The organism is Cohnella sp. GCM10027633 (genome assembly GCF_042675445.1).
Taxonomy (GTDB): domain Bacteria; phylum Bacillota; class Bacilli; order Paenibacillales; family Paenibacillaceae; genus Cohnella.
In genome coordinates, this window is sequence record NZ_JBHTGV010000007.1 from 42752 (window position 1) to 58454 (window position 15703).

At 58.5% G+C, this 15703-nt stretch carries 13 protein-coding genes; 8 read left to right on the plus strand and 5 right to left on the minus strand.

Annotated features, from left to right (window positions below; translation table 11 throughout):
- Positions 1 to 2: 2 nt before the first annotated feature.
- From ACFQZG_RS16905 to ACFQZG_RS16925, 5 genes are all read left to right on the plus strand, one after another.
- Complete coding sequence (locus tag ACFQZG_RS16905; protein ID WP_378154566.1) at positions 3 to 884, plus strand: carbohydrate ABC transporter permease; 882 nt, start codon at positions 3 to 5, stop codon at positions 882 to 884.
- A 64-nt stretch (positions 885 to 948) separates the two neighbouring features.
- Complete coding sequence (locus ACFQZG_RS16910) at positions 949 to 2562, plus strand: ABC transporter substrate-binding protein (protein ID WP_378154568.1); 1614 nt, start codon at positions 949 to 951, stop codon at positions 2560 to 2562.
- Positions 2563 to 2918: 356 nt separating this feature from the next.
- Entirely contained in the window at positions 2919 to 4748 is a 1830-nt protein-coding gene (locus ACFQZG_RS16915; RefSeq protein WP_378154570.1) for a cache domain-containing sensor histidine kinase, read from the plus strand.
- Positions 4723 to 5553, plus strand: coding sequence for a response regulator transcription factor (locus ACFQZG_RS16920; protein ID WP_378154572.1), 831 nt, complete (start codon positions 4723 to 4725; stop codon positions 5551 to 5553). Before ACFQZG_RS16915 ends, ACFQZG_RS16920 begins: the two co-directional genes overlap by 26 nt.
- Positions 5550 to 6836 (plus strand): extracellular solute-binding protein, encoded by a 1287-nt coding sequence (locus tag ACFQZG_RS16925; protein ID WP_378154574.1) that lies wholly within the window; start codon positions 5550 to 5552, stop codon positions 6834 to 6836. Before ACFQZG_RS16920 ends, ACFQZG_RS16925 begins: the two co-directional genes overlap by 4 nt.
- Here ACFQZG_RS16925 and ACFQZG_RS16930 read toward each other — a convergent pair.
- A complete protein-coding gene (locus ACFQZG_RS16930) occupies positions 6801 to 7706 on the minus strand; it encodes an AraC family transcriptional regulator (protein ID WP_378154575.1) in 906 nt (301 codons plus the stop codon). The genes ACFQZG_RS16925 and ACFQZG_RS16930 overlap by 36 nt on opposite strands.
- A 116-nt stretch (positions 7707 to 7822) precedes the next feature.
- Between ACFQZG_RS16930 and ACFQZG_RS16935 the strand changes: the two genes are divergently transcribed.
- The 3 genes from ACFQZG_RS16935 to ACFQZG_RS16945 are packed head-to-tail and all read left to right on the plus strand — an operon-like array spanning position 7823 to position 11342.
- Positions 7823 to 8572: a ThuA domain-containing protein gene (locus ACFQZG_RS16935; protein WP_378154577.1), complete on the plus strand. Its 750-nt coding sequence runs from the start codon at positions 7823 to 7825 to the stop codon at positions 8570 to 8572.
- A 2-nt stretch (positions 8573 to 8574) separates the two neighbouring features.
- Positions 8575 to 9660 carry a Gfo/Idh/MocA family protein gene (locus ACFQZG_RS16940; RefSeq protein ID WP_378154579.1) on the plus strand — a complete coding sequence of 362 codons (1086 nt, stop codon included), beginning with the start codon at positions 8575 to 8577 and terminating at the stop codon, positions 9658 to 9660.
- Complete coding sequence (locus tag ACFQZG_RS16945; RefSeq protein ID WP_378154581.1) at positions 9657 to 11342, plus strand: glycoside hydrolase family 13 protein; 1686 nt, start codon at positions 9657 to 9659, stop codon at positions 11340 to 11342. The genes ACFQZG_RS16940 and ACFQZG_RS16945 overlap by 4 nt, the downstream gene beginning before the upstream one ends.
- Positions 11343 to 11398: 56 nt before the next feature.
- Here ACFQZG_RS16945 and ACFQZG_RS16950 read toward each other — a convergent pair whose 3' ends face one another.
- The 4 genes from ACFQZG_RS16950 to ACFQZG_RS16965 all read right to left on the minus strand — a co-directional run bounded on the left by ACFQZG_RS16950 (position 11399) and on the right by ACFQZG_RS16965 (position 15692).
- Complete coding sequence (locus tag ACFQZG_RS16950; RefSeq protein WP_378154583.1) at positions 11399 to 13333, minus strand: RCC1 domain-containing protein; 1935 nt, start codon at positions 13331 to 13333, stop codon at positions 11399 to 11401.
- Positions 13334 to 13497: 164 nt separating this feature from the next.
- Positions 13498 to 14136: a ThuA domain-containing protein gene (locus ACFQZG_RS16955; protein ID WP_378154585.1), complete on the minus strand. Its 639-nt coding sequence runs from the start codon at positions 14134 to 14136 to the stop codon at positions 13498 to 13500.
- A gap of 64 nt (positions 14137 to 14200) precedes the next feature.
- Positions 14201 to 14926: an SDR family NAD(P)-dependent oxidoreductase gene (locus tag ACFQZG_RS16960; RefSeq protein WP_378154587.1), complete on the minus strand. Its 726-nt coding sequence runs from the start codon at positions 14924 to 14926 to the stop codon at positions 14201 to 14203.
- A 40-nt stretch (positions 14927 to 14966) separates the two neighbouring features.
- Entirely contained in the window at positions 14967 to 15692 is a 726-nt protein-coding gene (locus tag ACFQZG_RS16965; RefSeq protein ID WP_378154589.1) for an SDR family NAD(P)-dependent oxidoreductase, read from the minus strand.
- Positions 15693 to 15703: the final 11 nt, after the last annotated feature.

The following is a 15703-nucleotide window of genomic DNA, read 5'->3' on the forward strand; positions in this document are numbered from 1 at the left end:
AGATGGAACAGAACCGACGCACGAATCCGATCGTCATGATCTTCTTGCTTATTTTCAGCTTGGCCTGCTTGATTCCGCTCTGGCTGATCTTCATGGTGTCGCTCTCCAGCGAGAACGACATCAGCACGTACGGCTACCGCTTCTGGACGAACAACCTCGACTTCACGGCTTATTCCTACTTGAAGCATGACGCCCAGACGATCGCCAGGGCGTTCGGGGTATCGATTCTCGTCACGATCGCCGGCACGGCGGCCAGCCTGTTCGCGACTTCTGCGATGGCGTACACGCTTTCGCGCAGAGACTTTCCGTTAAAAGGGTTCCTCAGCTTCTACGTGTTCTTCACGATGCTGTTCAGCGGCGGCCTGCTGCCATGGTATCTGGTCTATACGCGAATGTTCCACCTGCAGGATACGTTGCTCGTGCTCATCGTTCCGGGTCTGATCGGGGGTTTTAACATCTTCATCATGCGGACGTTCTTCGCGAACAGCATTCCGCCCTCGCTCATCGACTCCGCGCAGATCGACGGCGCGAGCGAATACCGCACGTATTTCAGCATTATTCTGCCGTTATCCTTGCCCGTTCTGGCGACCATCGGCCTCTTCGTAACGGTGTCGTATTGGAACGATTGGTTTACGAGCTTGGTGTTCATTAACAACGAGAAGCTATACACGCTGCAATACTTCCTGAACAAGACGCTGATGAACGCGCTGTTCCTGCAAGCGATCGCGAACAAGGCGTACAGCCAAGTCGCGAACGTGACGCCGCCGCTCGAATCGATCCGAATGGCGATGGCGATGCTGGCGATCCTTCCGATCTCGCTCGTGTTCCCGTTCCTTCAGAAGTATTTCGTCAAAGGCCTTACCGTAGGCGCAGTGAAAGGCTGATCCCGGCATTGCCGGTTAAGCGATAGAAGCACGAGCGAAGCAATCATCCTAAGGGGGCAATACTGTGACAAAATTACGCAAAAGCTCCACCCTCGCCGTATCGACGCTGTTGGCGGCCGGATTAACGCTGGCGGCATGTTCGAACGACAACGGCAATAACGCCGCGAGCTCTCCGAGCGCTTCGAATTCTCCGGGCGCATCGGCATCCGCGTCTCCGAGCGCGTCGCCGTCCGAAGCGCCGAAGGCGCTCGAGCCGTACGAAGTCGTCATGGTGTATCCGGACGCGCCGCAGAAGGAAGACGGCGTCGTGCAGGAAGCGATCAACGAGTATCTCGCCAGCACGTATCCGGACATGAACGTGACCGTCAAGCTGAATCCGATCGACTGGGGCTCGTGGGGCGACAAGACGAACCTGATGATGGCATCCGGCGACAAGTTCGACCTCCTCTTCACGGCCGGCTGGCTCGGCTTCGAGACGCAGGTGAACAAGGGCGGCCTGCTGCCGCTCGACGATCTCGTCAACCAATACGGGCAAGACATCCTGGCGCTGGAGAAGGACTTCCATGACGCCGCCCGCCGCCAAGGCAAGCTGTACGGCATCCACACACACCAAGAGCTCGGCAACCAGCAAGGCATCGCCTTCAACAAGGAGCTCGTCGACAAGTACGGCTTCGACCTGAGCGTGCTGAAGTCCGGTAACCTGAAGGATCTCGAGCCGATGCTCCAGACGATCAAGGAGAAGGAGCCCGGCGTTACGCCGTTCGTCGGACCGGCTTGGCCGCTCGACGCGTACTTCGGCTCGAGCTCGCTCGATGAAGTGATCGGCGGCTTCGGCATCGACGCGAATTCGGACGCTTCCAACTTCGCCGTGACGTCGAAGTACGAGATGCCGCGCTTCCAAGAGCTGGCTCAACTGACGCGCGACTGGTTCCAAGCCGGCTACGTGAACAAGGACGGAACGACGCAAGGCCTCGACATCTGGCAGAAGTTCAAGGCGAAGAAGGCGTTCGCGACGATGGCGGACATGGAGATCGTCGCCGACTCCAACCTGGGCGAACCGAAGCCGATGCCGAGCAGAAGCGCGCAGACCGGCATAGAGATCGTCCAAGTGCCGATGAACACGGACCGGCTGCAGACCGGCAAGCTGACCGCGACGATGCAGGCGATCTCCAAGACGTCCGGGGACCCGGCTCGCGCGATGATGCTGCTTAACCTGTTCTTCAAGGACCAGAAGCTGCTGACGCTGTTCAACTTCGGCGTCGAGGGCACCCACTTCGTCCTCAAGGACGGCCAAGTCGCATTGCCGGACGGCAAAGCGCAAGAGAACGTCGGGTTCTACCACGACATCATGTGGCAGATCGGCAACCAAATGCTGAACTATACGAGAGTCGGCGAAGACCCGAACAAGTACAAGAACTACGAGAGCTTCAACCAATTGATCGCCCAGAAGCAATCGCGCCTGTTCGGCTTCGTCTTCGACTCCGCGCCGGTGCAGAACCAGCTCATCTCCATCGACAACGTGAAGAAGGAATTCGAGGACGGCATCAAGTCGGGCCAGATGGATCCGGCGAAAAACTTGCCGAAGTTCATCGAGAAGCTGAAGGCAGCGGGAGCGGACGCGGTCATCGCCGAAGCGCAGAAGCAAGTCGACGCATGGCGCGCCGCGAACGGCAAATAAGATCGGGGAAGGCATCGCTCTCGGGCGGTGTCTTTTTCCGGCGTTAGGCGAGGGCGGCGGTGAATGAGCCGGGCGGTGCAGGTGCGGGGTGAGTCGGCGTTCGGCGGGCCTTAGCGTTACGTAATAGCGCTATACGCCATGGTCAGCCTCGAGACGAATGGAATAAGTCGATGGGATAACGCTAATCCGCTCCGTGAACCGCGGAAACTTCGAATGCGAAGCGGCTAGCGTTACGGCATCGTGCTATTGCACAGAGAGAAGCCGGCAATGAGTAAATAAGGCGATGCCGTAACGTTAAGCCAGTCGGAACGAAACGGTCCGCTAGTGTACAATAGAGACAGCAAGGGGGGAGCGCCGTGATCGGCAACATTCGCATCTTCAACCGGTTCGCCACGAAAATGATCGTCGCGTTCGTCGTCGTCATCCTGCTGCCGACGTTGTTCACGAGCGCTTCCTTCTACGTCGTATCCAATAGCACGGTGAAATCCAACGTGAGGGAATCGTCCGTGCAAATCGCCCAGCAGGCGGCCGATTCCCTGTCGTTCATCTTCAACGCCGGCAGCGACGTCGCCGACCTCATCTCGAACGACTTGCGCATTCAGCAGCTCGTGTCGACGCAGGGACAATCGAGCGCCGAAGACTTGAAAGTCTGGCTCGATAACGAGGAGTACTTGAAGAGCTTCCTTAACAATCTCGTCTACACGAGCTCGTTCATTAACATCGTCTACGTGCTGAAGGATCGGAACAACAGCTGGGGAAGCGGAACGTTCTCGAAGGTGAAGCTGGCGCAGGCCGACATCGAAGCGCTCGACTGGGTGAAGGAGGCGAAGCGGAAAGCCGGCGGCCTCGTCTGGAGAGGGCTGCAGGAGGACCGCTTCAGCGGGGGCGGCGACAATACGGAGCTGGTGCTCCCGATCGGCCGGGTATTGAGCGACTATCGGACGATGAGCCCGATCGGCTACATTCTCGTCAACCTGAACGGCAGGAAGATTCTCGACAACATCGAGCGGATGAAGCTCGGAGAGACCGGCGGCTTCTTCGTCGTGGACGAGACGGGGCGCGTCATGGTGGACGCGAACCGGGACCATATCGGCACGATCGTCGCCAATCCGGAGCTGCTCCGCAACATTACGGGCAACACGAAGGTCGAATTCGAGTACGAGAGCGAGGGAACCGCGTACTACGGGGTCAAGCAGCGGCTGAGCAACGGCTGGCTCATCGTCGGAACGGTGCCGGTCCACGAGATCACGGATAAGCTCGACACGCTTCACAATCAGATTCTGCTCTCGTTCATCGTGTTCACGCTCGCCGGCATCGCCATCGGGCTATTCATCGCCAGGAGAGTCACGAGGCCGGTCAAGCAGTTGACGAAGCAGATGAAGCTCGTGCAGCGGGGCGATCTGACGATCCGCTCCGATATCGAGGCGAACGACGAATTCGGCCTCATGAGCCGGCAGTTCAACCGCATGGTCGCCGACATCGACCGGCTGATGGAGCAGGTGTCGGCGGAGCAACGGCAGAAGCAGGACGCCGAGCTGCGCGCGGTAACGCACCGGATTAATCCGCATTTCCTGTTCAACACGCTCGGTACGCTGCGCTGGCTTATCAAGTACGGACAAGAGGGCCGGGCGTTCGAGGGCATCTCGTCGCTCATCCGGCTGCTCGAGGCGAACATGGGCAAGAAGGGCAATTTCTTCACGATCGCGGAAGAGATGGACATTATCGAGAAGTATCTCGCCATTCTCGAGCTTCGCTACAACAAGAGCTTCAAGCTCCATGCGGAGCTCGATCCCGAAGCCGCGGCGTTCCTCATTCCGCGCATGATGATCCAGCCGCTCGTGGAGAACGCGATCTTCCACGGCATCGTGCCGCTCGACATCGACGGCCGCATCGACATCGAGGCGAGGATGGAGCAGGAATCGGTCGTCCTGACGGTGACCGACAACGGCATCGGCATCCTGCCCGAGAAGACCGTCCTCTTGGAATCGATGCGAGAGGCGGTGCAGTCCGGGCAGACGGGCATCGGGATGCGGCACGTGTTCGAGAGCATCGAGCTCTATTACGATCGCGGCTCCGAGATTACGGTTACGAGCGGAGAAACCGGGGGGACGACGGTGAGGATCGTGCTGCACCCGAAGCCGGGAACGGGAGGCGAGACGCATGTATCGGGTCATGATCGTCGATGACGAGCCGGTAATCCGGTTCGGCATCAAGGCGTTGATCGATTGGAACAAGGAAGGGTTCGAGGTCATCGGCGAGTACGCGAACGGGGTCGTCGCGCTGGACACGATGCTGTCGCAGCCGGCCGACGTCCTCATCACGGACATCAAGATGCCGATGATGGACGGCCTCGCGCTGTCGCGAGAGGCGATGAAGCTGAACCCTGCCTGCAAAGTCGTGCTCGTCAGCAGCCATAACGACTTCGAGTTCGTGCGGGAAGGACTCAAGATGGGCGCCGTCGATTATATGCTGAAGCATTCGCTGGAGCCCGAGGATCTTCTCTCCGCGCTGCGCAAGTGCAAGGAGCTGCTGCAAGCGTCCGCCTCCGCGCCGGGAGGACACGCCCTCGCGCAGCCGACGACGGAGGCAAGGCAGCCGGCCGGCGGGGGCGCCGACGAAGGCGCCTCGGATCAAGATCCGATCGGCCGCGCGCTCGCGTACATCGGCTCGCGCGATCTGAAGACGATTACGCTGCAGCAGGTCGCGGATGCGGTCCACGTGAGCAAGAACTACTTCTCCGTCTTGTTCAAGAAGACGACGGGGCACAACTTCATCGACTACGTCATCGGTCTCCGTCTGGAGAAGGCGAAGGGGCTGCTCGCCGATTCGAATCTGAAGATCTACGTCATCGCCGAGCAGGCGGGCTTCAACGACGTGAAATACTTCAGCAAGCTGTTCAAGAAGAACTGCGGCCTGTCGCCGATCGACTATCGGCTGCGACACGGGTCCGGAAGCTTCGACGACGCCGAGGGGGGAGAGGCGCACTCATGAGAAGGGCGATGTTCGCGTTGTGCGCGCTTCTGCTGCTCGCGGGCTGCTTGCAGTCGGGCATTATCGAAGACAAGGACGACGTTCGGGAGCTCGACGACGCGGCCGTAACGACGGTCGTCATCTGGCATACGTACAGCGATGAAGAGACGCGGGTGTTCGAGGAAGAGGTCATTCCCGCGTTCGAGCGGGAGCACCCGGACATCCGCATCGAGTCGGTGCGGCAAGCGTCCAACCAAGCATATCTCGGCGCGCTCATGACGAGGGCCGCGGCGGATAAGACGCCGGACCTGATCCGGCTCGATTACGGCTGGGTGCCGCAGTTCGCCAGCAGCGGCTTGCTCGCGCCGCTCGACCGAATGCCCGATTACGAGGCGATCGCCGGACAGCTTCACGAGCGAATGCTGGACACGAACCGGCTCGGGGAGCACGTCTACGGCTTGCCGCTCAATATCGCGACGAAGGCGGCCATCTTCAACCGCCGGCTGCTGGAAGAAGCCGGGCTGTCCCGCCCGCCCGCGACGCTGAAGGAAGTCGTGGAGCTGGCGGAGCGCCGCCATTACGTCATCGGCATGTCTGGTGTAGACCCATGGGGAAGCCTTCCCTACTTTTTCGGCCTTGGCGGCAAACTTTCCGACGAAGGTTTTACGCGCACGAACGGGTATTTGAACAGCGAGGGGAGCGTTCGCGCGGTGGAGACGCTCGTCCGTCTTTTCCGCGAGGGGGTTATCAATCCGCATCTGCTAGACGGCCTGGGGGATCAATGGAAAGGCGTATACGACGGCGACCAGATCCTGATGATCGACGAAGGGCCTTGGTATTACAGCATTCTCATGAACGCAGCCAGCTTGGACGTCGATCTGATGGAAGCGACGATTCCCGTTCCGTTCCCGACGGACGGGGCGTACGGTTCGATCGTCGGCGGGGAGAGCCTCGTCATGACGAAGGGCACGAAGGCGAAGGAGGAGGCGTGGGCGTTCATCCGCTGGATGACGCGCAAGGAGACGCAGGCGTCGATGTTCGCGGCGGGACTGATCCCGACGAACGTGAACGCGATGCAGGCGGCGCACGACGCGGGAGCGGGAACGAGCACGAGCACGCCGTACATCGGGCCGTATCTCGAAGGAATCGACGAAGCGTTCTTCCGCCCGGCGATTCCGCAGTGGAACGAGATCGAGCTTCTCTACAAACAAGCGATAGAGAGCGTCTTCGTGGAGGGCGCGGACGTCAAGGAAGCGCTGGACGAAGCCTCAACGGCCATCGACGCGCTGCTCGCCGGCGATTGAGCGTTGGTACTGCTGCGGCGATACGCCGACGTGCTTCTTGAATACTTTGCTGAAGTAATACGGGTCGTTCAATCCGGTCAGGTATCCGATCTCGCCCATGCTCAGGTTCGTCGCCTGAATGAGCTCCTTGGCGCGGTCGATCCTGACCTTATTGACGTATTGGACGATCGGATAGCCGGTCGTTCGCTTGAAAATCCGGTTCATATAGTCGAAGTTGCACTCGAACAAGCGCTCGACGTCCTCGCTCGAGAGCTTGTCCACGTAGTGGTGGTGGATGTGGTCGAGAAGCGCGCGCACCTTCAGGAACGACTTCGTTTCCTTGCCGCCGGCGTCGCGGAGCGCTTGGGCCAAGTGCTCGCGGGACCACTCGATCAGCAGTTGGGAGAACCGAAGCGCGGTCAGGTTGCGGTTGTAGCGCTTGCGATAGTAGAGCCCGAGCAGCTCGTCCATAGTATGGAACGCCTGCTGCAGCGCGGACTTGCCCGCAAGCGCGAAGTGCTTGCCGAAGTGGCAGATGTTCAGCTCCGCGTCGTCGTCCGCCACGCCCTCCTCAAGGATGACGCGCCGGGCCAGCGCCGCTATGTCGTTAATCTCGCGTGGCTCGATATCGGCATGGTCGAAGTGAACGTAATAATAGTCGCACGCGTGCTTCGCGGTGCCTTCGTGGTCGAGATTCGGCTCCAGCACGAACACGTCGCCCCTGCGCAGCACGTACTCTTTCCCGTCCTCCCGTAGATGAAGCTCCCCGCTCTTAATGAAATACAGCATGTATTCGTCGACATTCCGCTTGAAGTGGATCCACGGGGTCTGGTAGCGCACGAACCCGATCAGCCGGATCTGCGGTACGATGTTCATATTCACGGCGAGCACTCGGCGGCCTCCTCCATAAGTCGTTATCGTACAAACCGCGTCTCTATCCGACATTCCTAACGATTGTATCACGTCCTATACTGGGGAGGAAGACGAACCCAAGGGGGACGAACGAATTGGCCGCTCTTAACGTAACCGTATGGAACGAATACAGGCACGAACGCCAGAACTCGCAAGTCGCGAGCATCTATCCGCAAGGGATTCATCATGCGATTGCCAGCCATCTCATACAGCACGACGCGCTCGAGGTGAGAACCGCGGTTCTCGACGATCCCGACCACGGCCTGACGGAGGAGGTATTGGCGGCTACCGACGTCTTGATCTGGTGGGGTCACATGGCCCACGACGAAGTGCGGGACGATATCGTGGCGCGCGTGCGCGACCGGGTGCTGGACGGCATGGGGCTGATCGTCCTGCATTCCGGACACGGGTCGAAAATTTTCCAAACGCTGCTCGGTACGAAAACGGGCGCGCTGAAATGGCGGGACGACGGGGAGAAGGAGCGGCTGTGGGTCGTGGAGCACGGCCATCCGATCGCGAGCGGCCTCGGCGAATACATCGAGATCGCGCAGGAGGAAATGTACGGCGAACGGTTCGAGATTCCGGCTCCCGACGAGCTCGTGTTCGTCTCTTGGTTCGAGGGGGGCGAGATTTTCCGAAGCGGCTGTTGCTACAGGCGGGGGCGCGGCAAGCTGTTCTACTTCCGTCCCGGCCACGAGACGTTCCCGACGTATTACCATCCAGACGTGCTTCGCGTCATCTCCAACGCCGTGCAATGGGCGGCGCCCACGCATGGAGCGGAAGTCGGCTACGGTCGCGTAGAACCGCTCGAGAAGATCGCATCGGTATCGGGAAAGGGGCAATAATCATGACGGGGAAGATTCACCGCATCGGAATAATCGGACTCGGCGGCATGGCTAACGCGCACGTCGAGGGGCTTATGAATCATGCGCCGAGGACGAAGGTTACGGCCTTGTGCGACGTGAGCGCGTCCGCGCTTGAGAGCTTCGGAGCCAGGCTTGGGGTCGCGTCGGACAATCGCTTCTCGGATTATCGCGATCTTATCGCCTGCGAGGAGGTCGACGCGGTCATCTCCGTCACGCCGAACGTCGTGCATGCCGAGATTATGGCGCTATGCGTGCAAGCGGGCAAGCCGTTCCTGTCGGAAAAACCGTTCGTCATGACGATGGAGGAGGCGGAGCGGGTACGCGGCTTGTATGCGGACGCCCCCGTGCCGGCGATGATCGGCTTCAGTTATCGCTACACGCCGGCTTTCCGGTACGCGAGGCAGTTGCTGCAGGAGGGCCGTATCGGAGCGGTCCGGCATTTCTCCTCTCAATACTTGCAGGAATGGGGAGCGGAGGAATGCGGCGTTCCGTTCGTCTGGCGGTTCGATAAGAACGTGACGGGCACCGGTACGCTCGGGGATCTCGGCGCGCATATGATCGATATGGCGCACTACTTGATCGGCCCGTTCGAGGAGCTATCCGCGCGGCTGCAGACGCTCGTCGCCGAGCGGAAGGACCCTGCGACGGGCGCGCCGGTTCGCGTCGAGGTAGACGACCTGGCCTGCTTCCAGGCCGTGATGAAGAACGGCGCGGTCGGCATCTTCCAGACGACGCGCAACGCGATCGGATCCGGCAATCAGCACGAAATCTCGCTCTACGGAGACAACGGCACGATTCATGCCAGCACCGAGCGTCCGGATCGGCTCGTATGGATCCATCGCGACCCGGACACCGGCGAGCGGGTGGAGCGGATTCTGAACGTGCCTTACGCCATCAGGTTGTCGCAATGGGCGGACTTCGCGCGGCTGCTGGACGGCGAGCCGGCGGACGGATTGCCGGACTTCATGGCCGGCTACGAGAACCAGCGCGTGCTAGAAGCGATCGTTCGCTCGCACGAGCTGAAGCGCACGGTCGCGATCGGGGAGTCGGAGGGAGAATCGGCATGAGGAAGGGCGCGTTCTGGCAGGAGGAAGTCGTCTATCAGATCTACCCCCGCAGCTTCAAGGACAGCGACGGCGACGGGGTCGGCGACATTCCGGGCATTATTAGCAAGCTCGATTATTTGAAGGAGCTCGGCATCGGCATCGTCTGGCTGAGCCCCGTGTACAAGTCGCCGAACGACGACAACGGGTACGACATTAGCGATTACGAAGCGATCATGAACGAATTCGGCACGATGGCCGACTGGGAGGCGCTGCTCGAAGGGCTGCACGTCCGCGGCATCAAGCTGATCATGGACCTCGTCGTGAACCATTCGTCCGACGAGCATCGCTGGTTCGAGGAGTCGCGCAAGTCCAAGGACAATCCGTACCGCGATTACTACATCTGGCGGCCGGGCAAGCCGGACGGGACGGAGCCGAACAACTGGGTGTCGTTCTTCGGCGGCTCCGCGTGGCAGTACGACGAGGCGACGGACGAATATTACTTGCACCTGTTCACGAAGAAGCAGCCCGATCTGAACTGGGAGAATCCTAAGCTTCGGGACGAAGTGTACAAGATGATGAGGTTCTGGCTGGATAAGGGAATCGACGGCTTCCGAATGGACGTCATCAACTGCATCTCCAAGGCGGACGGCTTGCCGAGCGTGGGAGACGGGCGCTACGCATGGGGCGGGGAGTTCTTCATGAACGGCCCTCGCATTCATGAATTCATGCGCGAGATGAACGAGCGGACGCTGTCGGGGTACGACGCGATGTCCGTCGGCGAGATGCCCGGCGTGACGCCGGAGGAGGCCGTCCGCTTCACGGACCCGGACAACCGCGAGGTCAACATGGTGTTCCAGTTCGAGTCGATGGACATCGATTCCGGCGAGGGCGGCAAGTGGAACGTGAAGCCGTGGCGGCTCGCCGACCTGAAGGCGGTCACGAGCAAGTGGCAGTACGGGCTGAACGGCAAAGGCTGGAACAGCCTCTACCTGAACAACCACGACCAGCCGCGCGTCGTGTCGCGGTTCGGCGACGATTCCGCGGCGTTCCGCAAGCGCTCGGCGAAGCTGCTCGCGACGTTCAACCATACGTTGCAGGGGACGCCGTACGTCTACCAAGGCGAGGAGCTCGGCATGACGAACGTGAAGTTCGCGTCGATCGACGAGTATAAGGACGTCGAGACGCTGAACTATTACCGCGAGGCGGTTCACGAACACGGTCGTCCGGTGGAGCAGGTCATGGCGTCGATCTACGCCAAAGGGCGCGACAACGCGCGCACGCCGATGCAGTGGGACGCGAGCGAGCAGGCCGGGTTCACGACGGGCACGCCGTGGCTCGCCGTCAATCCGAACTATCCGGACATTAACGCGGAGGAGTCGCTGCGGGATCCGGACTCGATCTTCCGCTATTACCAACGCTTGATTAAGCTTCGCAAGGAGAATCCGATTCTAATCTACGGCGATTACGAGATCGTGGACGAAGCGCATGAGCAGGTGTACGCCTATACGCGCTCGTTGGAAGGAGAGAAGTGGCTCGTCGTCCTGAATTTCTCCGCGGAGGAAGCGGCGTTCGTGCTGCCGGAGCCGATGCTCACCGACGGCGAGGCGGAGCTGATCATCTCCAACTACGACGACGCCGCGGTCGGATCCGTGGCGAAGCTGGAGCTGCGTCCGTACGAGGCGCGGGTGTACCGGTCGGCATAGCGATACAAGCGAATAGGCACCTGTTACCGACTGGATGACGGTAACAGGTGCCTTAATTAACGGATCAGAAAACTAGTAAGATGGGAGTACCCATAAACGAGAAAGCCGTTCTTTTGTTTATCGATGTTATCCGGATCATCCTTCAGCGTTATTTTCTCCAACACTTTGCCTGTCCGTTTGTTAATCTGATACAGGTAATCCTTCTCGGCTGTGAACCCGTATCCGGATAGGATGACATCTCCCGAAATTTGAAAATTCCTCGTATTGCTTACGAGCGGAGCCGTTCTCCACAACATTTTATTATCGGAGAGGCGAATCGCCGTGATGTAGCCATTTAATCCTTTCGAGCTTTTGGCATAGGTCATGTGACTATGAGACACATAGAGTATCCCGTTCTCGACTGCTGCCCAACGAACCCGCTGATAAATATAATCGTAATCCGCTTTGACATAATCGGGCGCGATTGCATAGTCGATGAAATCATACGCTTTCACGATCTTAGTCATTGCTTTGTCCAGAACGACGAGATATCTATTCTCGCCGAAGTTCAATCCGTAGATTAGAATGACATTATGACTGCCTTTAATGGCTTGGACCAACATTTCTCCCTTATATTCGGTCGGAATACCTTGAGGCAGATTGCCTTTAATATATTGGAAGGGATTAGGCACCACATATTCGGAGGCCTGCAAGGCAGCGGAATCGTTCCGGACAATCGGGATGGTCTTGACCGAACTCTGCTTTAATGTCATTTTTATTATTTTATTCTCCGCGGCGCTAGCATCTATCAATGGGCTTAAATAGTATTTAAAAGGCGGCATGGATAACCGAACCGGCTCCACTTGCTCCAAGTCAGCGACATGATTTACCCATGAGGATGGGAAAGAGGATTCGGTTCCGGATATCGCGATGTTGTCCATTAACCGAATCGGCTCTGGATGCGGGTCGTAGTCGAAAGAACCGAGCCCAAGCTCGCCGGCTGCATTCGTACCGAATCCCAGAAGCGTGCCGTCCGACTTCAAAGCGATGGTATAAGCTCCTTCCGCCGTTACGTCGACGACACCGTCAAGCGCCTTTTGCGGCGTAAATCTCGAGGTCTGCGAGCCGTCGCCTAATTGCCCATCGGAATTGTTTCCCCATAGCCATAACGTTCCGTCTTTTTTAACGACCGCCAAATGGTTTCTTCCGTCGATTTTCAGAACGTTATTCATCAACTTGGATGGCGTGAACCGAGAGGTTACGACGCTCTGGCTTCCGTCTTTATAAGGATCGAATGCCCACGTTTCGTCTTTCCCCGTGAAGATAAGGCCACCGCTATCGCCCCAACCCCATAGCGAACCGTCCTTCTTAATCGCATAAGCGTCCGAGCCGGCTCCATGAACCGACGCAACGTCCTTCATGATTAGAATGGGCGTGAATACATCCGGGCTCTTCGTTTTGACTCCCAATTCTCCCGAGTAGTTTTTTCCCCAACCCCATAACGTTCCATCTTCCTTCACTGCATAGAAAGATCCAATGCCGCCGCTGATCCGGACAACGCCGGATATTATTTTTTTAGGTTTAGAAACCCCGTGCAAGTTGCCTCTCCATACCGTTCCGTCCGTTTTCAGAGCGATCCACTGGGTATACGTATTCGTTACTTCCAGCACATCGTCCATCACCTTTACCGCTTGTCCAAGATCATCGAAAGCCCACATGCTATGATCGGATTTAATGGCAAAGCCGTTCCACCAATTGCCATATACCCCGATTACATCGTCCATTAACTTGGTAATATTGGCGCGTTCGGGGGATTGGTCTCCCGCGGAATCGTTAAACGTTCCTTTTCCCCAGAACCACAGACTCCCATCCTTCTGGATGGCGTATACGCGACCGTTAGCGCTGGCGATCGTTTCCCCGAACCGATCGATGGTCACGGCCGATGCCTGAAAGGAAAAGAGCGAGAATAGAATCGCCAAGCTTAACCCGGTCGCTATTAATTTTTTGATCATATGCGTCGAATCGCACCTCCAAAAATGAGAATAACAAGAAAATTATCGCATATGAAAAATGATTTGTATGTATTTTCCTTTTTAACGCCGAAAAGCAGCCCCTGAGGGCTGCTTAATTGGTATTGCGCGGCGGGAGGACCCCCTATTCGATTAAGGATCAACGACTACAGTTTTCCCGTCAGCGCCTTCGCGGAACGAAGAATAATCTCGCGGTACGTCGGATGGAAGAAGGGGCTGCCGTCGTGACCGTTCATCAAGTAGACGACCTGCCCTGCTCCGAACGGATGCGTCCATCCGGCGGGCCATGATTGGCCGTCGTATTCGTATTCCAGGAGGACGGTGGTGGCCAGCCCTTCGACGAAATCGAATTGGTAAGGCTCGTCCGTTACGGTGAACGGTTCGATGCCCCGCACGATCTCATGGTCGGTCGCGACCGGTCGGATCTCGAGTATGCCGTAAGGCGGGTGTCCGTTCAGCTTGGCTCCCATCATGCGCATCAATTCGTCGCTCGTCTGAAGCGAGATGCCGCTATGAATGACGAGCAAGCCTCCGCCGTTCCGTACGTAGCCGAGCAAGCCTTGGACTTGCTCCTCGGGCAACTCTCTCCGCCAGCAATCCGTGTAGGCGATGACGAGGTCGTATTGCGCGATGTTGTCCGCGCGCAGTTGATCGTAGTCCTCCGTGCATACCGTCTCGAGCAGATCGCGGAGAAGATCGGTTACCGGGAGATCCATGTTGGGAAGCTGATGGTATCTGAAGTTCGTATAGTCGCCGAGAACGAGCGCTTTGCCTCGATTGCTCATCTTTCGTTGCCTCCTGTACGCGTAATAGGGTTCCTCTGATTCCGTGATTCCGAGAATTCAAGCTCTAGTAAGCCAAGTCTTGTCCGAGCCAATTCAAGAACGCGGGCTTGTTGGTCTGATAAGTTCTGTATCTCATGATGATCTCGACGAGATGCTTCGCGGAGAACTCCGGCGTCAGGTCGGCGCTCGTGTTCAGGCTGCCTCCGAGTCGGCCTTGCACCCAGCCGGGATGAAGATTCAAGACGTGCCCGCCTAAATCCCGAAGCTTGTTATAGGTAATGGTAGAATGCATATTCAGGGAAGCCTTGGACATGCAGTAAGCGTAGCTGTCGTTGCGCCAGCTCTGGCCGAGGCTCCCCGCCTCGGAGGAGACGTTGGCGACGAGTTTGCCGGTCCCGTTCATCAAGAGCGGCATGAAGGCGTGGGTTACCCGAAGCGCGCCGAGCGCGGTCACGTTGAACGTGCGAAGCATGGCGTCGTAATCCATCGATTCCGTAATCGTCTTGCCCCGGTTCGACGGATCGACGATGGCCGCGTTGTTCAGGACGATCTCCAGCTTGTCGGTCTTGGAGCGGACAACCTCGAGAGCCTGCTTCACGCTGGAGCCGGAGCCCACGTCGATAGGAACGGAGATCAGGCGGTCCGGGTCGGCCTTCTCGGCGGCTTCGAGCTCGCTCCAGTCGGAAGCGAACCGGCCGGCGAACACGGTGTAGCCGTTGCGCGCAAGCCCCTTGGCCAGCTCCAATCCCAAGCCGCGATCGGCTCCGGTAACCAAAGCGTATTTACTCATTAGGATTCATCCTCCAAGCTCCGATTGTCGGTTCGTAACGTTACCAAGGCAGTTTCCTGCCCAAGTAATCGAGGAATGCGGGTTGGTTCGTCTGATAGGCGCGATAGCGGCCGATAATCTCCATGAGCTTCTCCGCGGAATATGCCGGCGTCAGATCGGCGCTCGTGTTCAGCTTGCCGCCGAGCCGGCCCTGCATCCAACCGGGATGCAGGTTAAGCACGTGTCCGCCGAGCTCCTTGATCCGGTTGTACGTAATCGTCGAATGCATGTTCAACGCCGTCTTCGCCATGCAATAGCCGTAGAAGTTCGTGCGCCAGCTCTGATCGATGCTGCCGGCTTCGGAGGAGATGTTGACGATCAGCTTGGCGTCCCCGAGCAGGAGCGGTTCGATCAGCGCGTTCGTTACGCGAAGCGAGCCTAACCCCGTTACATTGAACGTACGCAGCATATCGTCGATGTCCAAGTCGTCGTCGAGGATGGATTGGTGTCTGTCGTTGCCTAGGATCGCCGCGTTGTTAACGATCATCTCCAGCTTGTCCGTACGCGAGCGGATTTCTGCCGCCGCCGCTCTAACGCTCTCGTCGTTGCCGACGTCCAGGGAGATCTGCAAGAGCGTCCGGGGATATTCGGCTTGCAGCTCGCCCAGCTCGTCCCAGTCGGACATATATTTGCCGGCGAACACCGTGTAGCCCGCGCTCAGCAATTGCCCTGTAAGCTCGAGGCCGAGTCCGCGATCGGCGCCGGTGATGCATACGTATTTCGTCAATGATACCACTC